This is a genomic window from Kitasatospora sp. NPDC048365 (genome assembly GCF_043200835.1).
Classification (GTDB): Bacteria; Actinomycetota; Actinomycetes; order Streptomycetales; family Streptomycetaceae; genus Kitasatospora; species Kitasatospora terrestris.
Map to the genome: position 1 here is coordinate 185,491 of NZ_JBICYJ010000002.1, position 25,454 is coordinate 210,944.

The 25,454-nt window shown below is 69.6% G+C and carries 16 protein-coding genes and 1 riboswitch; of the genes, 9 read left to right on the top strand and 7 right to left on the bottom strand.

Features of this window, described 5'->3' with window-relative positions:
* Positions 1-307: 307 nt before the first annotated feature.
* The 4 genes from ACGFX4_RS02625 to drmB are packed head-to-tail and all read left to right on the top strand — an operon-like array spanning position 308 to position 12,104.
* A complete protein-coding gene (locus tag ACGFX4_RS02625; protein WP_393069603.1) occupies positions 308-5,101 on the top strand; it encodes a DEAD/DEAH box helicase in 4,794 nt (1,597 codons plus the stop codon).
* Positions 5,098-7,029 carry a UvrD-helicase domain-containing protein gene (locus tag ACGFX4_RS02630; RefSeq protein WP_393069604.1) on the top strand — a complete coding sequence of 644 codons (1,932 nt, stop codon included), beginning with the start codon at positions 5,098-5,100 and terminating at the stop codon, positions 7,027-7,029. Before ACGFX4_RS02625 ends, ACGFX4_RS02630 begins: the two co-directional genes overlap by 4 nt.
* A 29-nt stretch (positions 7,030-7,058) precedes the next feature.
* On the top strand, positions 7,059-10,256 hold the full coding sequence (locus ACGFX4_RS02635) for a helicase-related protein (RefSeq protein WP_393069785.1): 3,198 nt from the start codon (positions 7,059-7,061) through the stop codon (positions 10,254-10,256).
* 3 nt (positions 10,257-10,259) lie between these two features.
* A complete protein-coding gene (drmB, locus tag ACGFX4_RS02640; RefSeq protein WP_393069605.1) occupies positions 10,260-12,104 on the top strand; it encodes a DrmB family protein in 1,845 nt (614 codons plus the stop codon).
* A gap of 39 nt (positions 12,105-12,143) precedes the next feature.
* Here drmB and ACGFX4_RS02645 read toward each other — a convergent pair whose 3' ends face one another.
* Both ACGFX4_RS02645 and aceB read right to left on the bottom strand, forming a co-directional pair.
* Entirely contained in the window at positions 12,144-12,530 is a 387-nt protein-coding gene (locus ACGFX4_RS02645) for a gamma-glutamylcyclotransferase (protein WP_393069607.1), read from the bottom strand.
* A 128-nt stretch (positions 12,531-12,658) separates the two neighbouring features.
* On the bottom strand, positions 12,659-14,311 hold the full coding sequence (aceB, locus tag ACGFX4_RS02650; protein ID WP_393069609.1) for a malate synthase A: 1,653 nt from the start codon (positions 14,309-14,311) through the stop codon (positions 12,659-12,661).
* A gap of 191 nt (positions 14,312-14,502) precedes the next feature.
* Here aceB and ACGFX4_RS02655 point away from each other — a divergent pair, with 191 nt between their 5' ends.
* A complete protein-coding gene (locus ACGFX4_RS02655) occupies positions 14,503-15,297 on the top strand; it encodes an IclR family transcriptional regulator (protein WP_393069611.1) in 795 nt (264 codons plus the stop codon).
* 74 nt (positions 15,298-15,371) lie between these two features.
* On the opposite strand, the gene ACGFX4_RS02660 is transcribed toward ACGFX4_RS02655, so the two are convergent.
* A complete protein-coding gene (locus tag ACGFX4_RS02660; RefSeq protein ID WP_393069612.1) occupies positions 15,372-15,686 on the bottom strand; it encodes a hypothetical protein in 315 nt (104 codons plus the stop codon).
* Positions 15,687-15,763: 77 nt separating this feature from the next.
* Between ACGFX4_RS02660 and ACGFX4_RS02665 the strand changes: the two genes are divergently transcribed.
* Positions 15,764-16,246, top strand: coding sequence for a hypothetical protein (locus ACGFX4_RS02665; protein WP_393069614.1), 483 nt, complete (start codon positions 15,764-15,766; stop codon positions 16,244-16,246).
* Here the strand turns inward: ACGFX4_RS02665 and ACGFX4_RS02670 are convergent.
* Entirely contained in the window at positions 16,243-17,586 is a 1,344-nt protein-coding gene (locus ACGFX4_RS02670) for a hypothetical protein (protein ID WP_393069615.1), read from the bottom strand. The genes ACGFX4_RS02665 and ACGFX4_RS02670 overlap by 4 nt on opposite strands.
* Positions 17,587-17,591: 5 nt before the next feature.
* Positions 17,592-17,768: riboswitch (cyclic di-AMP (ydaO/yuaA leader) on the bottom strand.
* 145 nt (positions 17,769-17,913) lie between these two features.
* Positions 17,914-19,173: an esterase/lipase family protein gene (locus tag ACGFX4_RS02675; protein ID WP_393069617.1), complete on the bottom strand. Its 1,260-nt coding sequence runs from the start codon at positions 19,171-19,173 to the stop codon at positions 17,914-17,916.
* Between the two features lie 213 nt (positions 19,174-19,386).
* Between ACGFX4_RS02675 and ACGFX4_RS02680 the strand changes: the two genes are divergently transcribed.
* From ACGFX4_RS02680 to ACGFX4_RS02690, 3 genes are all read left to right on the top strand, one after another.
* Entirely contained in the window at positions 19,387-19,782 is a 396-nt protein-coding gene (locus ACGFX4_RS02680; RefSeq protein ID WP_393069619.1) for a ribonuclease domain-containing protein, read from the top strand.
* A gap of 206 nt (positions 19,783-19,988) precedes the next feature.
* The gene (locus tag ACGFX4_RS02685; RefSeq protein ID WP_393069620.1) at positions 19,989-23,267 is read left to right on the top strand and encodes a carbohydrate binding domain-containing protein; all 3,279 of its coding nucleotides are present in this window, start codon (positions 19,989-19,991) and stop codon (positions 23,265-23,267) included.
* A gap of 31 nt (positions 23,268-23,298) precedes the next feature.
* Positions 23,299-23,688 carry a MoaF N-terminal domain-containing protein gene (locus tag ACGFX4_RS02690; RefSeq protein WP_393069622.1) on the top strand — a complete coding sequence of 130 codons (390 nt, stop codon included), beginning with the start codon at positions 23,299-23,301 and terminating at the stop codon, positions 23,686-23,688.
* Here ACGFX4_RS02690 and ACGFX4_RS02695 read toward each other — a convergent pair.
* Positions 23,675-24,235 carry a hypothetical protein gene (locus tag ACGFX4_RS02695; RefSeq protein WP_393069623.1) on the bottom strand — a complete coding sequence of 187 codons (561 nt, stop codon included), beginning with the start codon at positions 24,233-24,235 and terminating at the stop codon, positions 23,675-23,677. The genes ACGFX4_RS02690 and ACGFX4_RS02695 overlap by 14 nt on opposite strands.
* Positions 24,232-25,416, bottom strand: a complete 1,185-nt coding sequence (locus ACGFX4_RS02700) for an alpha/beta hydrolase (RefSeq protein ID WP_393069625.1) — start codon at positions 25,414-25,416, stop codon at positions 24,232-24,234. The genes ACGFX4_RS02695 and ACGFX4_RS02700 overlap by 4 nt, the downstream gene beginning before the upstream one ends.
* Positions 25,417-25,454: the final 38 nt, after the last annotated feature.

Consider the following 25,454-nt stretch of genomic DNA (forward strand, 5'->3'; position numbering starts at 1 on the left):
TGACCTCGCCGAACGTTCGTAACACTGTCCGGCCGCACCGGCACGAGCGTTTCGCCCGGCGTGGACGCTCGACCCGACGGCCTCACACGCCGCGCGCCAACAGCGCTCCCCGGGGGCACCGGTCCACCTACGGGTGCGCCAGGTGCCGTCGAACGCCCTCCAGAGGATCCCTTGTCCTGACCATTGTGGTGACGTTCCGAGGCTGAACACCGTCCATCTCGCCGTGTTGCACCCGGGTGCCGGCATTCGCATACGCCGGCACCCTTCCCTGTCGTTCTCGTTCCGGTTTCCCAAGAACAGGTGCTCCATGACTGACCGGCAGTTCGCCGACCCGTCCACCTCCCCCGTCATTGCCACCGTGCTGCGCCAGTCGTCGGTCGTTCTCGAGACCTACAAGGTCGATCCGGGGCTCGTCCAGGAGCACGCGAACAACGAACGTCGCATCACCCAGGGCGGCTACGGCGAGCGCCAGTTGTTCGAGCTCGTGCAGAACGCTGCCGACGAGATCGCGGCGGCGCCCGGCGGAAAGCTCCATGTCGTGCTGACGCACGACTACCTCTACTGTGCGAACGAGGGCTCTCCCGTCACTCCGCAGGGCGCGGAGACGATCCTGCGCATGAGCGTGTCGCGTAAGCGGGGCGGCCAGATCGGACGGTTCGGCGTCGGGGTCAAGTCCGTACTCTCGGTCAGCAACAGCCCTCAGTTCTTCAGCCGCAGCGGAAGCTTCGGCTTCGATCGTGACTGGTCCGCAGCCGAGATCGCGCAGACTCTCGGGCTCGATGGCGATCTGGAAATGGACACTCCGGTCCTTCGGATGGCCCGCCCGTTGGATGTGGAGCAGGAGCGCGCCGACGATGCCGTGCTGGACGGCCTTCTCCGTTGGGCCACCACGGTGGTGCGGCTCCCGCTGCTGCCGGGCGCCGCAGATCGGCTCGGTCACGACATCACCGGCCACAAGCATCGGGACGGCAGGGAGATCAAGCCGTTCCCGTCCCGCTTCCAGCTGTTCTCCTCGCACGTCGGTCAGGTTCTGCTGCTCGACAATCGCAACATGCCCCCGGTCCGACGCGAGATCTCGGTCGAGAACAATGGTGCCGACCGCACCCTCAAGGAGGTGACACGAGGCGCGAAGTCGACGACCGAGAGCTGGAAGGTCTTCTCGGTCTCGCATTCACCGACTGCCGAGGTGCGTGACACTGCGGGCGAACTGCACGACCGACCCGTGATCGACATCTCCTGGGCCGTACCCAGCTACGACGTCCGCAACGGTCACTACACCGTGCCCGTCGGCAAGGGCGAATTCTGGGCGTTTTTCCCCACCAAGTACGAGATCTCTCTTACCGGCATTCTCAACGCACCCTGGAAGACCAACGAGGACCGTCAGCACCTCCTCGACGGCAGTGCGTTCAATCTCGAGCTCCTTCAGGCTGCAGCCCGCCTCGTGGTCGACACGCTCCCCGAGCTGGTGCCCACCGACGACCCCGCCGCGTACCTTCCTCTACTCCCGGGACGAAGCAAGGAGAAGCTGAACTGGGCGGACGACTACTTCCTTCGTCAGGTCTGGGCGATGACCGCGCAGCGTCCTTCACTGCCCGATCAGAACGGCCAGCTGCAGGTTCCCCGGGACCTGTTCGTCGCCCCGGCCGGACTCGAGAAGGAATGGTTGCGCATCTGGTCCGAGTATCCCGGCCGACCGGTCGACTGGGTCCACTCCTCGGTCGACGGCACCGACAACGCGGTCCGGCGCGGCAAGATGAACCACATCCTCGACGCAGCGGGACGGAAGCCCGAGGACGTCAGGACGTGGCTGGAGGCACTGGTCGCGGACGGCACCGCCGAGGCGTCCTGCCACGCCATCGAGATCCTCTCCTCGATGGTCCTCAGCGACCAGTCCCGCCGGCTGCCCCGAGACTCCGACATGACGGCGGAGGCCCGCAAGGCGCGGATCGTGCTCACCGAAGAGCACGGAATGGTGGCCCCGATCGCGGGTGAGATCTTCCACCGGACCTCCGATGACGCCCTGCGGGACGACATGGTGTACGTCGACCCGCGAATCTCCGACCGACCCGAGATGGCGCGCCACCTGCACGCCATCGGAATCCGGGTCGCCGATGCGCAGGGGCGGTTCGAAGGCGTTCTCGACCAGGGCTTCGACCACTACGACAGTCACTCCTGGACGAACTTCTGGGTGCTGCTGCGCAGCGCCGGCGGCAACGCCCAGGTCGAGCGGATCCGGGCCAAGGTTCCGAAGCCCATGGAGACCCTGCACGTACGTACCGTCGACGGTCGCTTTCGGCCGCTGCGGGACTGTCTCCTTCCCGGTCCCGTCGTTCCCGGCGACGGCAGTCGTGACCAGTCGATCGCCGTCGACCTCGGCTTCCACGGCAGTGACCAACCGGTGCTTCGCGACCTGGGTGTGTCCGACCGACCCGGCTCCGGTCACCGACCGGAACGTGAGCCGTGGTTCGAGGAGTACCGCGAGCTCGTGCACAACGACTACCTCCGGACCCTGCCGGCGAACGCCCCCCGGCCGAGTCTCGCCCGCCTTGTGGTCGAGGGAGCCCCGACGGCAGGTCCGCTCCATCTGCTCCGCGTCCTGTCGGAGGAAGGCCGGGCCGGCTTCGTTGCCTCGCTTCCCGAATTGGGGATCGTCCAGAACTGGAGCAGCCAGTACGGCGCACAGACCAACACCCGCAGGGCGATCGTCTCGCCGCTGCGATGGATGATCAACAAGCACGGCCGGGTGAGCACCTCCCTCGGCCTGACCAGGGTGCCGGAGGCTGTCGGCCCCCAGTTGAAGGAATACGCCTCGGTCCTTCCGGTCGCGAGCGTCCCAGCAGAGGTCGCCCGGAAACTGGGCATGCCCGCAACCGCCGACGAGGTTCCGACGGCACGCTGGGGCAGGTTGCTCGACCGGGTGCTGGAGAGCGACGACGACGCATTCGTCGGCCGCGCATATGCACTTCTGCTCCGGGTCGGCTTCGAGTTTCCGGAGGGTGTCCTCACCCGCTGCCGGGTGGGGGACACCTGGGAGGGCCGGGCCGACGCCGACATCGCAGTCGCCACCAACATCACCGACTACAACGAGTTGGTCCGAGAGCGACTGCCTGCTCTCCTGGTGGCCGACAAGTCCGACGCCGCGACCGCGAAGGCAATGGTCGAGGAATGGGGCATGTCGAAGGTCGGGGATGTAATCGCGAAAGAAATCGATCCTGTCAGGATCGGCACATCCACGCCTGTGGTCGACGAATTCACCACCGTCCGCGCCCGCATCGGCAACAACGGGAACAACCTCAAGATCCAGCGCTGCTCCGAACTCGACCAGATCGTACGAACCTCCGAGGGTAGCCGGCGGATCCCGTTGAAGGCCGCGCGCAAGGGGAACACCCTGTACGTGCTGGACTCCCTCGACCGGCTGCAGGTCCTGCTCGCCGCCGACGAGGAGTTCAAGTGGAACTTCGGACCTGCCGGCTGTCGCCAGGCGCTCGAACTCCAGGATCGCCAGGAGCAGGATCAGCAGCTCCAGGCCCGTCTGCGCACGGTGCGCGAGAGCGAGAGCGTCATCGACAAGATCGCATTGCTGATCGGTGAGGAGGCGCTGAAGCGCGGTCTGCCACCGGGACTCATGGAGAGCGAGTTGAACGAGCGAGGCGGCGAGCCGGACGCTCGCCGAATCGCCGAAATGGCCTTCAACGCCCACGGCGAGTCGATCCTCCGGGTTCATGACCGCGACCTCTCCCTGGAGTTCCCGACCAGAGCCCCGAGCTCGTTCAACGGCAGCGAGAAGGCTCTTCGGTTCGTCGCCGACCTCGGATTCCCCGATTCCTTCGCCGGCGCCCGAGTCCCTTCACTCGAACCCCGGCTCGAGGTCGACGGCCCCTCGGAGTTCCCTTCGCTGCACCCCTACCAGGAACAGCTTGCGCAGGCGCTCCTCGACCTGCTGGAGAGTCCCATGCCCCGACGCGGCATGCTCGGCATGCCGACCGGCGGCGGCAAGACCCGGGTGACCGCCGAAGGTGTGATCCGGTGGATCCGTGACCGCGCCGAGCTTCCGGGCCCGGTGCTGTGGATCGCGCAGACCGAGGAGCTGTGCGAACAGGCCGTGCAGAGCTGGAAGTTCGTCTGGTCGAAGGTCGGCCCCGAACTGCCGCTCGTGATCAGCCGGCTGTGGTCCACCAACGAGGCGACACCGGTGGACGGCCGACCGCACCTGGTCGTCGCCACCGATGCGAAGCTCGCACGATGCCTGGGCACGGACGACTATTCCTGGCTTCGGGACACCTGCTCGCTGGTCGTCGTCGACGAGGCACACACCGCAATGTCCCAGCGCTACACGGAGCTCTTCTCCCTCCTCGATCTGACCCATCACCGGACCGGTCGTCACCTGGTCGGGCTCACGGCGACCCCGTATCGGAGGAACGAGGAACTGACCCGGCTGCTGGTCCAGCGCTTCGGCGAGCGGCTCGACACCGATGTGTTCGAAGGCGATCTCGAGAAGGCAATCAAGCAGCTGCAGGGTCTCGGTGTACTCGCCGAGGTGCGGCACCGGGAGCTGGCGGGCGGTGAGATCTCGCTGACTGTCGACGAGCTCGCCCAGTCGGAGAAGTTCGCCATCCTGCCCAAGGGCGCGGAGCAGCGACTCGCCGACGACCACGAGCGCAACCAGCGCATCGTGGACGAGATCGCCGGGCTGCCGTCCGACTGGCCCATCCTCGTCTTCGCCACCTCGGTGGCCCATGCCAAATTCCTCGCCGCGAAGCTCGGTGACCGCGGCATCAGTGCGGCTGCCATCGATGCGAACACCCCGACTGCGGAGCGTCGCCAGCGCGTCGACGCATTCCGCAAGGGAAAGATCCAGGTGATCACCAACTACGGCGTGCTCACTCAGGGCTTCGACGCGCCGGCCACCCGAGCCGTGGTGGTCGCCCGGCCCACCTACAGTGCGAACATCTACCAGCAGATGATCGGCCGAGGCCTCCGCGGTCCGAAGAACGGGGGCAAGGACACATGCCTGATCCTCAACGTGCGGGACAACGTCACCAACTACGGTGAGAGGCTCGCCTTCACCGACTTCGAGTACCTGTGGAGTGAGCAGCGGTGACTTCGTCGATCGGGGAGCACCCGTTGACGGCCGAACAACAGGCCGTGGTGGAACAGCCCTGGGACGCCCGGGTGCTGGTGACGGCCGGGGCAGGGGCCGGAAAGACGTACACGCTGGTCCGCCGGCTCGATGTGCTGGTCGAACGCGAGGAGCTGGAAGCCGGCGAGATTCTTGTGCTCAGCTTCTCGCGGGCGGCCGTCCGCGAGTTGACGGAACGGATCGAGCGGCACGCTTCTGCCGCTCGACGCGTGAGAGTCCGGACCTTCGACGGATGGGCGTCGGCGCTGCTGACCCGGGCCTATCCCGACACGGAGTGGGGCACGCTCCCGTTCGACCGGCGCATCGAGGCAGCCATCGAGGCGATCGACCGCGGCGCTGTCGAGGTCGGCGAACACGGAGTTCCGGCCCATGTGGTGATCGACGAGGTCCAGGACCTCGTCGGGGTCCGCCGGGAGATGGTCGAGGCCCTGCTGGACCGATTCCAGGAGAACTGCGGTTTCACGGTGGTCGGCGACTCCGCGCAGGCGGTGTACGGCTTCCAGGTCTCGGACCCGGAACAACGTGCCGAGGAGACGGATCGGTTCCTCGACTGGGTGCGTGCCAGCTTCGGCGACGACCTGGTCGAACTGCACCTCGGTGGAAACTTCCGCGCCCGGTCCGAGGCCGTCCGCGTCGCCCTGCCGTACGGTGCCCAGCTGCAAAGACTGCCGCGCGACCCGGCCGAGGCTGCAGGAGAGGCCGAGCGAATCCACGGTGACCTGCGAGCGCTGCTTCTCTCGGCACCGAACTTCGGCAGCCTCGACTTCGAGTACGTGCAGGATGCGTTGCGTGACTACCCCGGCAGCACGGCTGTGCTGTGCCGGGACAACGGTCAGGCACTGACGCTCTCCGCCCGGCTTGCCGAGGCCGGCGTCCCGCACTCGCTGCAGCGATCCGCCCGCGAGCGCTCGGCTCCCACGTGGATCACTGAGTTGCTGACCGCCACGAACGCCTCGGCCCTCAACCAGGAGCGTTTCTCCGAGCTGCTCGCCAATGCCGACGTGCCGGCCTCCAGTACGCCCGAGTCGCTGTGGCGGTCGGTCCGCAGCGTCGCCCGAGGAATGCGTGGGACCGTGGACGTGGCCGCGCTGCACCGGGCACTCGCCGAGCGCAGACTGCCGGACGAACTCACCGCCGCACCGCCGTCGTCGCTGATCGTCTCGACCGTCCATCGGGCGAAGGGCCTGGAGTTCGACCGGGTTCTTGTCGTCGAGCCGTCCGTCCTGAAAGAGCCCCGACGTGTGGCCAAGAAGCGCTACGACTACGATCCGGCGGCGGAGGCACGCCTGCTCTACGTGGCAATGACCCGTGCCCGCGACGACCTCTGTCTGCTGGACGCCCCCAGCTCCTGGATGGTGCGCAAGGACCAGCGTCTGGACCGCTGGTACCTGGGCGGACGGAGCGCCTGGGCCCGCAACGGCATTGAAGTGCTCGGCGACGACGTTTCCCACGAGCAGCCCCCGGGGGTGGAGGAACTCCACGAGGATCCCTTGACGCTGATGAAACACCTTCGCGCAGACATTGCACCCGGCATGCCCGTGGAGCTGGTACTGCTGCACGGCATTCCCGTCGCGGAGGACCAGTCTCCCCCGTACGCCGTGGTGGTCGACGGGAGACACATCGCCCAGGTCTCGGAACGGTTCCGCACCGACCTCCACCGCTTGCTGCGGCGCAGCGCGCATTCCACGGTGACCGGCTGGCCACCGCTGATCACGGGGGTTCGGATCGACTGCGTGGAGAGCGTGGCGGGCAGCGACTCCACGAGCGAGCGAGCCGGTCTGGGCTCCCACGGTGCCTGGCTGGCGCCCCGGCTCTGCGGCCTGGGTCGCTTTCAGTGGTACAACGAGCGGACGTCGGAGGCCGGCGGAACCGAAGGGAACACCGCGTGAACGAGTCGATCCACCAGGCCCACTACGAGATGTGCGAGTCTCTCCTGGACGCGCTGCGCAGTGACCTGCTGGGCCCCGTGGGCGGTGAGAGCGAGGTACTCGAGGAGGACGCCCCGGTCACCATGTACCCCGTCGGTGTGCTGTTCCCACGCACGCGGCCCCAAACCGGCAGGCAGGAGCCGGACGAGCTGGAGGCCGAGCGCGACGGGCTCGATTCGGCGCCGTTCGCCCGCAGAGAGATTGAGGAACCTGCCGTCGACCTCGGTGTCTCGCTTGCGAACATCCGTATGCCCTCATCGCTCGGTCTGACCTTCGCTGTCGATCCGGCCGTCTCCTCGGCGCTCCGCTTCAGCGTCCGGGCCGCGGTGTACCTGCCGGAGGACGCGAACGGGAACCCGGTGTCGGCCAAACGGACGGAGGCCCGCAGCACGAAGGCGCAAAAGGAGCAGTGGCGTCGCGTCGCTCTTCCTCTCGAACCCGTCGTCGTGGACGTGACGGTGCCGCGTGTTCATGAGCCCGTCGTTCTCCACCCCGGGCTCGAGCTACGCGTACTGGTGCGCGCCGCATCGGGTCCGGGCGGGACTGTGACCGTGACGGCCACGGTCGTCAACAGCCTCGAGGTGGGGCAGTACGACCTTCGCGACGCCCACTGCTTCTTCCAACCGGCACTCGAAGTCACTGCCTCCGACGGTTGCAGCACCCCGTTCGTGGAACGCCCGGCTGCCCTCGGTGCGGTCGACTCGGAGCTGGCGTTGAGCCGCATGCTGCACCGACATGCGCCGAGCTTCGCGACCGGACACGGCTGCGCCGCCCGTTGGGACTGGACCCCACCTCCTATCGGCAGGTCGGACTCGTACCCTGCCTCGGTCGCATCGGTCCGGACCGAATTCGTTCCGTCCCACGAAGTGTTGCTGACGGACTCGAATCCGCAGATCGACGACAGCTCCTTGACGATGCACGCGTTGGGGACGGCGCCGGCCGAGAAGCTCGTAACGGTCCTACGTCGACTCCTGACAGGATACGAAGTCTGGATCGACAAGCAGGCGGAACAGAGCCGGGTACTGGAAACCACGGAGCACGGTGAGGTGGCGGCGGAGCAGGTCGAACGGTGTCGACGGGCTCTGCGGCGCATGCGGACCGGCGTCGACCTGCTGGCCGACGACAGCCGCCCGGAAGTCCTCCGGGCCTTCCGACTTGCGAACCTGGCGATGGCCGACCAGCGCGCCCGCACGTCCTGGATCAAAGCCGGCAAGCAAGGCGTTCCGGAACCCGGTTCCGGGCGGTGGCGTCCGTTCCAGGTGTCCTTCATGCTGCTCTGCCTGGCGGGCATCGTGGACCCGGAGCACGAGGACCGAGGTGTCGCAGATCTGCTCTGGTTCCCGACCGGTGGTGGCAAGACAGAGGCGTACCTCGGGCTGATCGCGTTCACGACCTTCCTGCGGCGCCTGCGCGAAGGAGAAGCTGGAGCCGGAGTCACCGTGCTCATGCGCTACACGCTGCGACTTCTGACGTTGCAGCAGTTCGAACGTGCAGCCGCACTGATCTGTGCCATGGAAAGGCTGCGAGCCGCCGATCCGACAGCCCTGGGGCACGAGGAGATCTCCATCGGCATGTGGGTGGGACGGTCGGCCACCCCCAACACCCTGGCAGTGGCCGCCAAGAAGCTCGAGGAACTGCGTGCCAATCCGCTCAAGCCGATCCAGACCGAGAATCCGGTCCAGCTGAGAGCCTGCCCGTGGTGCGGTGAGTCTCTGTCACCGCACGACTATGCAGTCGACGAGGCAGGCACCCGCATGTCCATCGCATGCCCGGGGACCACCTGCGACTTCCACACAGGCCTTCCGGTGCACCTGGTCGACGAGGCCGTCTACGGCGCCCGTCCCACACTCGTGATCGCCACGGTCGACAAATTCGCCTCAATGCCGTGGCGGCCCGCATCCGCCGCCTTGTTCAACCTGGACCGGGAGGACGGCACCCGCCCTCCGGAGCTCATCGTGCAGGACGAGCTCCATCTGATCTCCGGCCCGCTCGGTACGCTGACCGGCCTGTACGAGACGGCTGTGGACGCCCTTGCCCGGCAGCCGAAAATCGTGGCTTCGACCGCGACCATCCGACGGGCGGACGAGCAGGGAAGTCGTCTCTTCGCCCGAACAGTCGACCAGTTTCCGCCTGCCGGACTGGATTCCCGGGACTCCTGGTTCGCGGCAGAAACGCCCAGGGAGCGGAAGGCTGCCCGCCGGTACATCGGGCTGCTCACCTCCAGCACCAGCCAGTCCACTCTGCTGATCCGCGTGTTCGCGGCCCTGCTCCACCGGGCCCAGCTCGTCGACGTGCCCGACGAGGTCAGGGACGCCTACTGGACGTTGGTCGGCTACTTCAACAGCCTGCGTCTGCTGTCGGCAGCCGAACTCCAGGTTCTGGACGACGTCCAGGACCGACTCGACTACCTCGCCGTTCGAGACGGCGCAGAGGCACGACGAGTCGATGGCCTCACGGAGCTGAGCAGTCGTGCGAACGCCAGTGACATCTCGCGGCGCTTGAAGGAGGTCGAGCGCCACCTGCCCATGAAGGACGTACTCGACGTACTGCTCGCCACCAACATGATCTCCGTCGGGGTGGACGTGGACCGACTCGGACTGATGGCCGTCATGGGCCAGCCGCAGACCACCGCCGAGTACATCCAGGCGACGAGCCGCGTCGGCCGCCGGCACCCCGGCTTCGTCGCGGTCATGCTGAACTCGTCCCGTTCCCGGGATCGTTCTCACTACGAGGACTTCCAGCACTTCCACTCCGCTCTGTACCGGGAGGTGGAGTCGACGAGTGTGACACCGTTCTCCGCCCGCGCCAGAGACCGGGGGCTGCATGCAGTGGTCGTGGCACTGGCCAGGTTGATGCTGCCGGCCGCGCGACCGAACGAAGCTGCGGCACGTATCGGGGACTTCGTCGACGACCTGAACGGGACCGTCCGTCGTGTACTGCTCGATCGCGTGGCCCGCGTCGAGGAGTCGGAAATCGAGGGCGCCACGCAGGCCTTCGACGACTTCGTCGAGTGGTGGCAGATCGAGGCAGAGACCCACCCGAAACTCGTCTACGAGGCGACACGCGGCACCCGCGCCCCCGCCCTCCTGAGCGGCTACGACGACGAGACACACGCACCGGCAGGATGGCCGACCCTCTGGAGCCTCCGCGACGTCGACGCCTCGTCCACCTTCTTCGAGGAGCGCTGAACCATGAGCCCCGCCCCACGCCGTACCCGTCGCAGCAGCCTCCCGTCGGCCCCGGTCCGAACGGCACGGCGGCTCGGGGAGATCCGCCGCGCACAGTTGGTCACCACCTACGGTGTCGGCGCCATGATCGCGGTGGAGAACGAGTCGTTCCTGGTCCGCGGGATCGACTCCTGGGACATCTCCGAGGCGCCATTCGTCGTGGAGCCGCGGCTGGCACGGCAATTGGGTGTCAGCGGCTTCCGGCTGCCCCCGGCCCCAGACCCGGACCGGGCGAAGGACGGTGTGCGAGCCGTTCGGTTCCCGGAGTGGTACTCCTGCCCGTCGTGCCGGTCCCTGCAGCCGTACAAAAAGTTCAACTCACCGGCGGGCAAGGCCGAGTGCTCGAACTGCCGGGAAGACCTCGTCCCCTCCCGATTCGTGATGGCCTGCGCCACCGGCCACCTTGAGGACTTTCCCTACTGGACGTGGGTGCACCGCGGCACGCAACGCTCCGCACCGGGAGGTTGCGGAGGCGAGCTGAGGTTCCGCGCCGACGGCTCGACAGCCTCGCTCCGCTCGGTGCTCATCAGCTGCAGCTGCGGTGCCGACGAGGTGTCCATGGAGGGATCCTTCCGGCGGCAGGCGCTCAAAGAACTCGGCATTCGATGCAGTGGGCGGCGGCCGTGGTTGAGGGACGCGCCTGCAGAAGGATGCCGGGACGACCCACGCACGCTCCAGCGTGGTTCCTCCTCGGTCTGGTTCCCCGTCATGCACTCGGCTCTGTCGATCCCGCCGTGGAGCGAAGGTCTCACCAAGATCGCAGCGCAGCTGTACGACAAACTCAAGGGCGAGGACGCAGCCTCCATCCGTGCATATCTGCGGATCGAGAAAGTCCTGCAGCACCACCCGGCGTACAGTCCTGACGAAATCGTTTCTCTGATCGAACGTTGGCGCGCAGATGAGCAATCCGCAGACAGGCCCACAGCCGACCCGACGCCGGAGAGTTTCCGTGGCGGCCTCTACCGGGACGAGTACCGCAGCCTGAGCACAGCGTATCCGGAACGGGAGGACGCCCACGATCAGGACTTCGTCTGCGAACCCCCTCGCGCCTCCGTCGGACTTCTCAGGGAGAACCACGGTGTCGAGCAGGTCATGCTGGTCAAGCGACTGCGCGAGGTGCGCGCACTCCAGTCGTTCACGCGTGTGGACGAACCGAGCCCCGCAGACACACCGCTCCGTCGCGCACCGATCGCGCTGACCGAGCACAACTGGCTGCCGGCGATCGAAGTGAGAGGCGAGGGCGTCTTCCTCCGCCTCGACACGGACCGGCTCCGTGCCTGGGAACAGCAGCCCGGGGTCGTCGCCCGCGCGCTGCGGATTCGGGACAACCACGACAGGCTGCTGGCCGAGCGTGCCTCGGCGGCGGGAAAGCCTGCGCCTTCCTCGTACGCCACACCCCGGTTTCTGCTGCTCCACACCCTCGCCCACGTGCTGATCAACGAATGGAGTCTGGACGGCGGCTACCCCGCGGCCGCACTTCGTGAGCGGTTGTACGTGGACGACGAGATGGCGGGCGTCCTCGTCTACACCGCGACCAGCGACTCGGCCGGCAGCCTCGGAGGCATCGTCGCCCAGGGCGAACCCGCCCGGATCGATGCCACACTACGGGCGGCCCTGCACCGGGCGGGGTGGTGCTCCAATGACCCTCTCTGCATGGAGTCCGAGGCGAGCGGCGCAGACAGCCTCAATCTGGCCGCCTGCCATGCCTGCATCCTGCTGCCGGAGACCAGCTGCGAGAACAACAACATCCTTCTCGACCGCGCCGCCCTCGTCGGCACCGCCGACGGGCTGGTTCAGGGCTTCTTCTGATCTCCCAGGCATGCGCTCGACCGCACGGCGGCAAACCGGTCAGGCCGTGCGGCCGAGGGTGGCGAGGTAGGGGCGCCAGCCGGCGTGCTTCGTGATCTCTTGGTGGACGCCACGGTCGAGTTCGCCGCGGGCGAGGAGCATGGAGAGGCAGGGGCTGCCGTCGGCGAGGGTGATGATGCCGAGTTCGAGTTCGCGGGGTTCGCCGGGGAGGATGACGTCGCGCAGGTGCTCGAGGGGGACGTCGTAGAGCTCGCCGTCGATGGCGGTGTCCGCGGCGGGGTCGGGGTGAAGGCCGGGGCAGACGTCGCGGATGGAGAAGAAGCGGTAGCCGGGGGCGGTACGGACCGGGCCGATCAGGTAGTCGGCGACGGAGTGGTGGAAGGGTCCGCCGACCATCGCCTGGCCGTTGAAGAAGATGCGTGCCATGGGGTGCTCCGGGAGGGGCCGTTCCGTACGGCCGCCGGGGTGACGCCGGCGGCCGTACGGAACGGAGTGGTGGGGGCCGCCGACCTGCCGGTGTGGCAGGGGTGGGTGGGCGGCGCCGTCGGTAGGTTCTAGTCGAGGAGGGCGAGCGCCGGCAGGGTGAGGAAGTCGACGAAGTCGTCGGCGAGGGCGACCTTTTCGAAGAGGCGGGCGGCCTCGGGCCAGCGGCCGGCGGTGTAGGCGTCGTCGCCGAGTTCGGCGCGCAGGGCGGTGAGCTCTTCGCCGACGAGGCGGCGGACGAGGTCGGCGGTGGCCTTCTCGCCGGTGTCGGCGAGGACGACGCCGTTGTGGATCCACTGCCAGATCTGCGAGCGGGAGATCTCGGCGGTGGCGGCGTCCTCCATCATGTTGAAGATGCCGACGGCGCCGAGGCCGCGGATCCAGGCCTCGATGTAGCGGACGCCGACCTGGACGGCGTTGTGCAGGCCGGCCTCGGTGCAGCTGCCGCCGGCGCCGGCGATGTCGAGGAGCTGGTCGGCGGTGACGGGCTCGGCGGGACCGGGGTTGTCCTTCTGGTTGGGGCGCGCGCCGAGGACGGCGTCGAAGGAGGCGCGGGCGACCGGGACGAGGTCGGGGTGGGCGACCCAGGAGCCGTCGAAGCCGTTGCCGGCCTCGCGGTCCTTGTCGGCCTTGACCTTGTCGAGGGCGGCGGCGTTGACCTCGGGGTCCTTGCGGGAGGGGATGAAGGCGGCCATGCCGCCGATGGCGTGGGCGCCGCGGCGGTGGCAGGTCTGCACGAGCAGGCGGGTGTAGGCGGCCATGAACGGCGAGGCCATGGTGACGCTGTTGCGGTCGGGCAGGATGTAGTGCTCGCCGGCGTCGCGGAAGTTCTTGACGATGGAGAACAGGTAGTCCCAGCGGCCGGCGTTGAGGCCCGCGGCGTGCTCGCGCAGTTCGTAGAGGATCTCCTCCATCTCGAACGCGGCGGTGATGGTCTCGATCAGCACGGTGGCGCGGATGGTGCCGTGCGGGATGCCGAGTTCGGCCTGGGCGTGGGTGAAGACGTCGTTCCACAGCCGGGCTTCGAGGTGGCTCTCGGTCTTCGGCAGGTAGAAGTACGGGCCGGAGTTGGGGTCCTCGGGGCCGCGGGCGATCAGCCGGGCGGCGTTGTGGAAGAAGTACAGGCCGAAGTCGAGGAAGGCGCCGGCGACCGGGGTGCCGTCGACCAGCAGGTGGTTCTCGTCCAGGTGCCAGCCGCGGGGACGGACCACGACGGTGGCGAGCTGGTCGGCGGGCTTGAGGGTGTAGGCCTTGCCCTGCGGGGAGGTGAAGTCGATCCGGCTCTCGTAGGCGTCGATCAGGTTGATCTGGCCGGAGACCACGTTCTCCCAGGTGGGGGCGGTGGCGTCCTCGAAGTCGGCGAGCCAGACCTTGGCGCCGGAGTTGAGGGCGTTGATGACCATCTTGCGGTCGGTGGGGCCGGTGATCTCGACGCGGCGGTCCTGGAGGGCGCGGGGCGCCTCGGCGACCTGCCAGTCGCCCTCGCGGACGGCGGCGGTGTCGGGGAGGAAGTCGAGGGTGCCGGCGGCGGCGATCTCGGCCCGGCGGGTCTTGCGTCGGGCCAGGAGTTCCTGACGGCGTCCCTCGAAGGCGCGGTGGAGGCCCACGACGAAGGCGACGGCCTCCGGGGTGAGCACCTCCTCGGCGCGGGGGACGCGCGGACCGGCGACAGTGACGACCGGGGCGGCGGGGGCAGCGCCGAGTGGTCCCTGATCTGCAGCCATGGGCAGGACACTCCTTGGACGGTTGTGATCGCTCGGGATGTTCCGGTGGGAACTTCCCGGATCCGAACCCTGCCTACCGGCGGGTTCTGTTCTGTAAGGTGGAGACTAGTTTCCGCGATACAGAATTTCAACGGTTTGTTGAGCTAGATCGCAGGGACTCTACTCCTCCTCCGACAGTGAAGGGAACGCCGGTGGTCAGCACCCCCGCCACAGCTCCGACAGGCAACGACCGCGCGGGCGGCGGCGTGCAGTCGGTCGAGCGCGCCTTCCTGCTGCTGGAGGCGCTGGCCGACTCGAGCGGCATCGCCACCCTGAGCGAGCTCTCCACCACCTCCGGTCTGCCGATGCCGACCATCCACCGCCTGATCCGTACCCTCGTTCAGCAGGGCTATGTCCGGCAGGACACGGCGCGCCGCTACACGCTCGGCCCGCGGCTGATCCGGCTCGGCGAGACGGCCGGCCGGCTGCTCGGCAGCTGGGCCCGCCCGTACCTGACCGAGCTGATGGAGGCCACCGGCGAGACCGCCAACCTGGCCGTCCTGGAGGGCGGCGAGGTGGTGTACGTCGGGCAGGTGCAGTCCCGTCGCTCGATGCGGATGTTCACCGAGGTCGGCCGCCGGGTGCAGCCGCACTGCACCGGCGTGGGCAAGGCGCTGCTGGCCCAGCTGCCCGAGGAGGAGGCCCGGGCGCTGCTCGGCACCGGCCCGCTGCAGGCGCACACCGCGTACACCGTGACCGACCCGCAGGACCTGATCACCCAGCTGGGCACGGCCCGCGAGTCCGGGTACGTGGTGGACGACCAGGAGCAGGAGATCGGGGTGCGCTGCATCGCGGTCGCGGTGCCGGGCGCGCCGACGCCGACCGCACTGTCGGTCTCCGGCCCGGAGGCGCGGATCCGCGCGCTGGAGGCGCAGGCGGGCAGCGCGGCGCTCGTCCCGGTGATGCGTCAGATCGCCTCCCGGCTCGGCGAGGTGCTCGCGCCGTAGCGCGGACGGCGCGACGGCCAGACGGGACATCAGGAGCGCCACGGCCACCACAGCCGCCACGGCCGTCGACCGCGTCAGTCGGACAGGTCGAGGTCGCCGACCTGGGCCACCGTCACCTCGAAGACGGCGAGCACCGGATCGGCCCCGGCCTCGCGGAACAGGCGCGGCGCGGCGGCGGTCTTCGGGTCGGCCCGGACGGCCTCCAGGGTGGCCAGGTCGCGCCACAGGCTCTGGATCCGCCAGTGCCGGTCGCTGCCCTTGAGCAGCTCGGTGCGCAGCAGCCCCTCCGGCAGCGGGCCGGCCACCAGCTGCCGGTACGCCTGGACGAAGCCGGCCTCCCGTTCGGCCGCGACCTCGCCGCTCACCTCGCTCAACACGCGACCAGTCATCGTGTCCACCTCCGCTCGACAGGGCCGTGCGCCACTACTGTGAGTATGCAGGTGGGCACCGACAGTGGGAGTGGAGCATGGCCGTGCGGGTGATGCGGGGGCCCATGGTTCTGGCGATGGCGGCCGCGGCGGCCCTGGGGACGACGACCGGGACGGCGGCGGCGCTGCCCTCGCACGCGGACCTGCAGGTGGTCCGGCTCGACCCGGACCCGGCCGCGCCGGGCGGGCTGACCACGGTGCACGCCTTCGTCGCCAACGGCGGACCGGACCGGACGGCCTCGCCGTTCACCGTGCTGGTCGACCTGCCGGCGGGCTTCACCGCCGAGGGCCCGTTCTTCCCGGAGAACTGCACCGTCTCGCTGGCCGGCCACCTGGTCCGCTGCACCTTCCCGGCGGGCCTGCCGGCGCTGCGGACGGCGACCGCGCTGATCCCGGTCCGGGTGAACGCGTACGTGCCCCCCGGCACGAGGGCCGAGGGGCACGTACGGGTGGCGGGCGCGGACGACACGGTCCCGGCGAACGACCGGACGGCGTTCACGCTGACCGTGCGGGCCGACTAGCGGTAGACGCGGACCCAGTCGGCGGCGAAGCTGATCGGCGCGGAGCCGGACGCGGCCGGGTGGTACTGGCCGGCGCTCAGCGACAGGTTGAGGATCAGGTACGCGGACCAGCCGGTGCCGACCCCGGTGCCGTCGGAGAACACCTTCTTGCCGTTGACGTACCAGTCGACGGAGTCGGCGCCGTAGTAGGTGCCGATGGTCACCCACTGGTCCTTGGCGATGGCGCTCGCGTCGGTGTAGTACTTCGAGCCGGACTTGACGTGGTTGGTCAGCTCCAGCAGGTTCGGGTTGTCCGGGTGGTACTCGAAGGAGTCGATCTCGCCGTTGCCGTTCTTCCAGGTCCACAGGGCGGGCCAGGCGCCGGTGCCGGCGGGCAGCTTGACCCGGGTCTCGGCGTAGTCGCCGGTCTTCACCTGGAAGCCCTGGGAGGAGTACTCGGTGGTGAGCAGGCCGGTGTCCCAGGCCTGCTTGCCGTTCTCCAGGGTGTGGCCGGACGGCTTGGCGGTGAAGGTGGCGACGCCGCCGGAGACCTGGACGCCGCTGGTGGTCAGCCAGTCGAGCTTGTTGTCGTCCGGGTTGTGGTTGCCGTAGCGGTAGGCGCTGGACTTGTCGCCGGTCCACTTGGAGCCGTACGCGATGGCGCTGTCGAACTCCTCGGACCAGGTCAGCGCCTTGCCCGGGATCGGCGAGCCGGTGCCCGCGGCCGGGGCGGTCGGCGCGGTCGTCGGCGTGGGGGCGGCCGTGGGCGTCGGGGTCGGGGTCGGCGTCGGCGCGGGGGTCGGCTTGACCGTGGGGGTGGGCGCCGGGGCCGGGGTGGTGGCGCCGGCGGCGGCCACGGTGAGGGTGCGCGAGGGCAGGTTGTGCCAGGCGTTCGCCGAGTCCTGCCAGAAGCCGAACTGGGTGTAGGTGCCGGCCGGCAGGGTGCGGGCGGCGCTGGTGAAGGTGGTGCCGCCCGGGCAGATCTGCACGTTGCTCGCGTTGCCGGGGAAGTCCAGGTTCCGCCCGGCGGCGTCGCGCACGCCGACGCCGAGCGTCTTGGCGGTGAAGCAGGAGGAGGAGTGGACGGTCAGCGAGGCGGTCGTCGAGACGGCGGCGGCCATCGACTCCGGGGTGAGCCGGTCCTGGGTGACGGTCGCGGCGGCGGACGTGGCGCCGGCGACGGCGGCGGTCGTGGCGGCCGAGGTCGCGGGGGCCGCGGTCGTCGGGGCGCTCCAGGCGGACGGGGTGGTCCAGGCGGACGGGTTGAACCAGGCGGCCTGGGCGCTGCCGGCGAGCGGCGCGCCGATCAGGGCGGCGGCACCGGCGACGGCGCCGATGCGGGCAGGACGGGAGAGGCGCATGACGGGGTTCCTCCGCGACGCCTGCGAGGTGAGCTGTCGGGTTCGGGCCCTGAGGCGGCCCGGCCGCGCGCGTGCGTGCGTGCGGCTTCACCCCTAGCCGTGCCCGGCCGTCCCGGAGGGAGCGGAGGGCATGGCGACGTACCTGTGGGTCCCCCGCTCCTGTCCAGTGGTGGTCAGCGAAAGCCCCCGGCGGGTGGACAGGATTCGGCGTCCCGGCGGTGGCGTGCCCGGTGCGAGCACCCGAGCAGGCTAGACAGATTGTCGACAGAGCGACAACCGGCCCGGGAGAGACAAGCGTCACACCGCGGGCCGGCGGGACTGCCCTGGTCAGGCGAGCCAGGAGGTGATCTGCTGGACGGCCGCCGGGGCCCAGGCGAGCTCCATGTGGTTGAGGCCGCCGAGCAGCGCGGTGCCGCCGACGGTGGGGATGCCGGTGGTGTCCAGGGCACTCGCGGTGAACACCAGGCCGTCGCTCGGGCCGCGGCCCTCGTTGAGGATCCCGGGGATGTCGGCCGAGCCGCCGGCCAGCAGGTAGGTCCGCACGGAGGCCGGAATGCCGGCCCGCTGCAGCGGGGCGATCAGCGACCCGGCGTCGATCGCGGCCTGGATGCCCTGGCCCGAGGTGTAGAAGCCCTGGCCGCCGTAGTAGGTGGTCCACCAGTCCTGGGCGGTGGAGTCGACGCCGTACCGGCCGTCCCAGCGGGCGAGCAGCTGGCGCTGGCCGGGGAAGCAGTCGTACCCGCCGCTGGGCAGCACGCCGAGGCAGGGCTGCGCGGTGTAGCTGCCGTAGCAGGTCATGTACAGGTGCGGGGAGGGCGCGTTGGCGGTGCCGCCGCAGGCCGGCCAGGTGGCCAGCGAGAAGGCCCAGCCGTGCGCGTACGTGTAGTCCAGGCCGCCGTGCGGGCCGCCGAGGGTGATCAGACGCCGGACGTCCCCGGCGTAGGCCCGGCCCCAGGACGGCCGGACCGAGGAGACGTACGCGCGGGCCGCGACCTCGCCCTTGCTCCAGGCGACCACGTCGACCTGGGCGACCCCCAGCCTGGCCCGGATCAGCGCGATCGCGTCGCCGACCGCCTGGGCCTGGAGCAGGTTGTCGCCCTGCTTGTGGGCGAAGTTGATCGCGAAGACCCGGTGGCCGGAAGCGGCCAGGTTCTGCGCCAGGCCGGTGGAGGGGCAGCCGGACGCGCCGCAGCTGCCGGTGGCGCCGGGGTCGGCCCAGGCCCGGTCGGCGTTGTCGTTGGCGCCGTGCACCAGCAGGACGGGGGTGGTGATCGGGCCGGTGTTCCAGCCGGTGCCGCTGTAGAGCAGGAAACGGCCGGAATAGGGCTGCCGGACGCCGCCGAACCAGGTCAGCCGGGCGCCGTCCTGGTCGCCGCGGCCGTCCGACGGGTACTGCTCGGCGCGGAAGCCGGTGGTGGTGTCCAGGTAGCGCTCGACCCGGTCCCAGCCGTTGCCGGGCGCGGTGAAGACGGCCTCCTGCGCGAGGTACGGGGGCGCGGCGGCGTGGGCGGGGACGGTGCCGATGCCGAGCAGCAGCAGGGCGGCGGTGAGCAGGGCGGTGCACAGGGACCTGACGGGGTGGGGCATCAGGGGTCGCCTCCTCGGGGGCGGCAGGGTGACGTGGAGTCAGGTCACGGTAGGCGCGGCGCGGCCGGAGACCCATGTGACAGGACCACACCGAGGGCTCGCTGCTGATGGCGGTCCGCCACAAGTCCCCCGGGTTCCCGGGGAGTTACCCGAAGATGAAAAATTGCGGCAACGTCTTTCGCGCGGACCTGACAAGCCCCCACACTGGCTCACATGCGAATCACTCTACGCGCGTTGAAGACCCGCGCCGCTTCCGTCGTCGCCGTCGGCATGCTGACCCTGGCCCCGACCGCCGTGTTCGCCACCGACGCCCACGCCACCGTCTCCGGGAACGTGTGCCGCACCGCCCTGCCGAGCCAGGCCCGGGACACCCTGGCCCTGATCGACAAGGGCGGCCCGTTCCCCTACTCGCAGGACGGCATCGTCTTCCAGAACAGAGAGGGCGTCCTGCCGGCCAAGGCCGGCGGCTACTACCACGAGTACACCGTGATCACCCCGGGCAGCTCCACCCGCGGGGCCCGACGGATCGTCACCGGCGCCGTCTACCACGAGGACTACTACACCTCGGACCACTACGCGACCTTCTACAAGGTCAACTGGAGCTGCTGACCCGAGCGTTCCTTCCCCTGCCCGCCCGCCCCGCTTCCCCCCGGGGCGGGCGGGCCCTTTTCGTCGCGGTCGGTCCACGACTCTTTACGTGGCGTTGACGGCTCGGTACGCTCCCCGCAACATCTTGCAGGAACTTGCGCAAGAGGACCCTCATCCCCCACCCGACAGGCCGCGCCCCAACCGCGGCCCGCCACGAGGAGTCCCCTGTGGACCAACGACCCCGCCACGTGCGGCGGCGCCATCCGATCCTGGCCGTCCTCGCGGTCATCGCCGGCCTGGTCGCCGCGCTGCTGCCGGCCATCACGGCGCACGCCGCCACCACCGCCACCGTCTACTACAAGCCGGCCACCGGCTGGACCGCCGTCAACCTCCACTGGGCCCCCACCGGCGGCGCCTGGACCACCTCGCCCGGCGTCGCCATGACGCCCGCCTGCACCGGCTGGTACAGCAGGACCGTCGACCTGGGCAGCGCCACCGGCCTGCAGGCCACCTTCAACAACGGCGCCGGCACCTGGGACAACCACGGCGGCGCCAACTACCAGCTCGGCAGCGGCATCTCGGCCGTCTCCGGCGGCACCGTCACCACCACCGACCCGTGCGCCGCCGCCACGCCCACCTCCGCCACCGTCTACTACTGGACGGCCACCAAGAACTGGTCCGCCTACTACCTGCACTGGGCGACCACCGGCGGCACCTGGACCACCTCGCCCGGCACGAAGATGGCGGCCGCCTGCACCAACTGGGTCAAGCTCACCGTCGACCTGGGCACCTCCCCGACCTGGCAGGCGACCTTCAACAACGGCGCCGGCACCTGGGACAACAACGGCGGCACCAACTACCAGCTCGGCACCGGCCTGATCACCGTCAAGGACGGCGTCATCGCCCACTCCGACCCGTGCGCCGACACCCCGCCGCCGGCCACCGGCACCCCGGCGACCGTCTGGTACTCCACCGCCACCGTCGGCTGGTCCACCGTCAACCTGCACTGGGCCCCCACCGGCGGCACCTGGACCACCGCCCCCGGCATCGGCATGGACGCCGCCTGCACCGGCTGGGTGAAGAAGACCGTCGACCTCGGCACCGCCACCACCTGGCAGGCCACCTTCAACAACGGCAACGGCACCTGGGACAACAACAACGGCGTCAACTACCAGCTCGGTACGGGCAACTCCACCGTCAAGGACCGCACGGTGACCGCCTCCGCCACCGACCCGTGCGCCGCCGTCGTCCCCGACACCACCGCACCGAGCGTGCCCACCGGGGTCACCGCCACCGCCAACACCACCGCCGTGGTGCTCACCTGGACCGCCTCCACCGACAACACCGGCGTCACCGGCTACCAGGTCACCCGCACCGGCGGCACCAAGGGCACCTCGGTGGTCAACACCACCTCCACCGTCTACTCGGAGACCGGCCTGGAGGCCACCACCGCGTACTGCTGGACCGTCAAGGCCCTGGACGCCGCGGGCAACCTCTCCGCCGCCTCGGCCCAGTCCTGCGCCACCACCGGGACCGCTCCCCCGCCCGCCGCGGGCGGCACCCCGCTCGGCGGCGACCCGCGCAAGGACCCGATCTACTTCGTCCTCACCGCCCGCTTCAACGACGGCGACAGCGCCAACAACCGCGGCGGCAGCCAGGACGTCAAGTCCGGCAACGCGGCCAACGGCGACCCGATGTTCCGCGGCGACTTCAAGGGCCTGGTCGACAAGCTCGACTACGTCAAGGGCCTGGGCTTCTCCGCGATCTGGATCACCCCGGTGGTGCTCAACCGCTCCGACTACGACTACCACGGGTACCACGGCTACGACTTCTACAAGGTCGACGCCCGCCTGGAGTCGGCCGGCGCCTCCTACCAGGACCTGATCAACGCCGCCCACGCCAAGGGCATCAAGATCTACCAGGACGTGGTCTACAACCACAGCTCCCGCTGGGGCGCCAAGGGCCTGTTCACGCCGACCGTGTACGGCGTGCGCGACAGCCAGTGGTCCTGGTACTACGACCAGCCGAACGCGAACTTCACCTACGACGGCCTGACCGTGGACCCGGTCTCCGGGAAGTCGTACTACAACGGCGACATGTGGTCCACCGCCGAGCCGGCCGGCAACACCTGCGTCAACTGGGGCAAGGCCACCGCGTACAAGAGCGCCGAGGGCTACACCATCTACAACTGCCAGTGGCCCAACCCCACCTCCGGCATGTTCCCGAAGGCCCTCTACCACCAGTGCTGGATCGGCAACTGGGAGGGCGAGGACTCCCGTTCCTGCTGGATCCACGAGGACCTGGCCGACTTCAACACCGAGAACGCCGTCGTCCAGCAGTACCTGATCGGCGCCTACAACAAGTACATCGACATGGGCGTCGACGGCTTCCGGATCGACACCGCCGTGCACATCCCCCGGGTCACCTGGAACCGGCGCTTCCTGCCCGCCATCTACGACGAGGTCAACCGCAAGTTCGGCGCCGACAAGGCGGGCAGCTTCTACGTCTTCGGCGAGGTCGGCGCCTTCGTCAACGACAAGTGGAACCGCGGCTCGGTCAACCACTCCGCGCAGTTCTACACCTGGAAGGAGCGCAAGGAGTACACCACCGACGACGTGCAGGCCGCCCTCGACCAGTACACCTACGAGGAGCAGCTCGGCACCGGCGCCCAGCCGACCACCAACAACGCCTTCCTCAGCGGAAACAGCTACCACACGCCGGACCACAGCCAGTTCAGCGGCATGAACGTCATCGACATGCGGATGCACATGAACTTCGGTGACGCCTCCAACGCCTTCAACAACGGCAAGGACTCCGACGACAGCTACAACGACGCCACCTACAACGTCGTCTACGTCGACAGCCACGACTTCGGCCCCAACAAGTCCAGCACCCGCTACGCGGGCGGCACCGACGCCTGGGCCGAGAACATGGCGCTGATGTGGACCTTCCGCGGCATCCCCACCCTGTACTACGGCTCGGAGATCGAGTTCCAGGCCGGGAAGCAGATCGACTGCGGCCCGACCTGCCCGCTCGCCACCACCGGCCGCGCCTACTACGGCGACAGGATCGCCGGCACCGTCACGGCCTCCGACTACTCGGTGGTCTCCTCGGCCACCGGCGCGGTCGCCGACACCCTGGCCAAGCCGCTGGTCAAGCAGGTGCAGCGGCTCAACCAGATCCGCCGGGCGATCCCCGCCCTGCAGATGGGCCAGTACTCCACCGAGGGCGTCACCGGCGACATGTCCTTCAAGCGCCGGTACACCGACACCGCGAGCGGCGTCGACAGCTTCGCGCTGGTCGCCGTCACCAACGGCGCCACCTTCACCGGCATCCCCAACGGCACCTACAAGGACGCCGTCACCGGTGACGTGAGGACCGTCACCAACGGCACCCTGTCCGTCGCCGCCTCCGGGAAGGGCAACCTGCGGGTGTACGTGCTCGACCTGGGCGGGAAGAACGCCGCCCCGGGCAAGATCGGCACGGACGGGCCGTACCTGAAGTAACCGGATCGCGGGCGCGAAGTCCGCTAGGTTGGTGGGTACGGCCGGGACGCGGCCGTACCCACCGACCGCCTTCTCCAGAGGACGAGCCCAGACCATGACCGCCGCCCTGCCGGGCTTCGCCGGCCGCACCTACCTCTTCGAGGTCGACAACGGCGCCGCCTTCCGCAACGCCTACTCCGCCGACGGACGGCGGCTGCGCTGGGAGGGCCTCGGCGAGTCCGCCGGCCAGTGGGAGGACGTCGCCCTGCACGTCGCCGAGGTCGCCCCGCTGATCTACTTCGTCAGCTGGACCGAGAAGAGCGGCATCACCGTCAGCCACGTCATGGACCTCAACTCCATGACCGTCAAGGCCTTCTGGACCTGGGAGGGCGAAGGCGGCCGGGTCGGCCAGCTCCACACCGGCCGCCTCACCCCGGCGTAGCCCCCCACCGCGGCGCCTCGTCGTCCGGGTCGTCCGGGCTGGTGAAGTAGAACGGCACGCCCAGGTGCTCGGCCAGTGCCCGGCCGGCCCGCTGCGCGGCCACCGAGTGCGGCAGGCGGTGGGTGCCGGCCTCGGCGGTGCCCAGGTACTTCTCCGCCGTACGCCGGTAGACGGTGGCGAGGGCACGGTCGCGGCGGTCCTCCTCCGTGACGGCCAGCAGGACGACGAACCAGTCGTGGACGGTGTCGCCGTCCCAGACCGCTTCGACGTAGGCGATCGGTTCACCGAAGCCAGCCGCCTTGAGGGCCGGGGAGTCAAGGTCGAGCGGGCTGGGCGGGTCGAGGGCGACCCGGTCCCCGTAGTGCCGGTAGCGGTCGCTGACGATCTGCTGCGCGACGGCGATTCCGATGCCGTGCGGCACCAGTCCGACATCGACGACGGCCCCGACCGCACCCAACAGGGCATCCCGCAGGACGTAGCCGTCGATCTCCTCGCGGATGCCGGCGGGGAGGCTCTCCCCATAGGCGGCGCGGTCCGCGGGCTTCACGAGGCGGCCAGGTGCTGGGAGAGGTACTCCAGGGCGGACGGCAGCAGCCGGATCCAGGTCATGTAGTTGTGCCCTCCTTCCGGGACGGTCGCCACCGCCGTGGCCATCGGCGGGCGGGCGGCGGCGGTGAAGGCGTCGGTGTCGCGGCGGAAGTCGCCGTCGCCCTTCTCGGCGCCGAGGAGCATGACGGCGACCGGGGGGTGCGGGAGGTTGTTGAGGCGCCACATCAGGTCGGCCTCGTCGCGGCGCTGCCGGCTGCCCTTGAAGAGGTCTCCGGTGGTGATGTCCTCGGCGGCGCGGAGGTAGCCGGACACCGAGGCGGCGGTGCCGAAGACCTCGGGATGGCGCATGGCGAGCTTGAGCGCGCAGTAGCCGCCGGTCGAGTTGCCGACCATGCCCCAGGCGCGCGGGCCGGTGGAGACCCGGTAGGTCGCGGCGATGCCGGCGGGCACGTCGCGGGTGAAGTAGGTGTCGGCCTGCGGGCCGTCGGGGACGTCCTCGCACTCGGGGTCGGCGGGCATCGCGGGTGAGGGCCGCATCAGGACCAGCACGGTGGGCTGCATCCGGCCGCTGCGGTTGAGGTCCAGCGCGACACCGGGGTAGTTGATCCGGGTGATCAGGTTCTTGGCGTCGCCGGGGAAACCGGTGAGCACGATGAGCGCGGGAAACTTCCGGTCCTGGTACTCGGGCTGGAAGTACTGCGGGGGCAGGTACACGTACCCGTCGGTGGAGAGCCCGGTACGGGCGCCGGGGAACCGGGCGGTACGGATCTCACCGACCACCTTGGGGTCGCGGCCGCGGACCGGGGTGTCGACCGGTTCCTTCCCATCGAGCTCCTGGGCGGGCATCGGCGGGACGTGGGCGGGCTCACTGGCGGGGGCGGGCGCGGCCGCGGTGGTCGCGGCGGCCGGCCCGGTCTCCTTGCCGCGGACGCTGACCGTGCCGTTGTCGGCGGTGCCCAGCAGGTCGTCCCAACTGCTGTAGAAGGAGAAGTAGTTGTTGGCGAGCAGCCCGATCAGCGCGAGCACCGTCAGCTGGGTGCCGAGCAGTGCGCCGATCCGGCCGAGCACGCTGCGCCAGTGGCGCCCGGCCAGGGCGGGCCACCAGTAGACGGTGGCGGCCATCGCCGCGACGGCGATCTCGATCACGAACACCAGCAGCGCGCGGCTGGTCAGCCCCATGGCGTCAGAACTCCCCGTACCCGGCGTCCCGGGCTCGC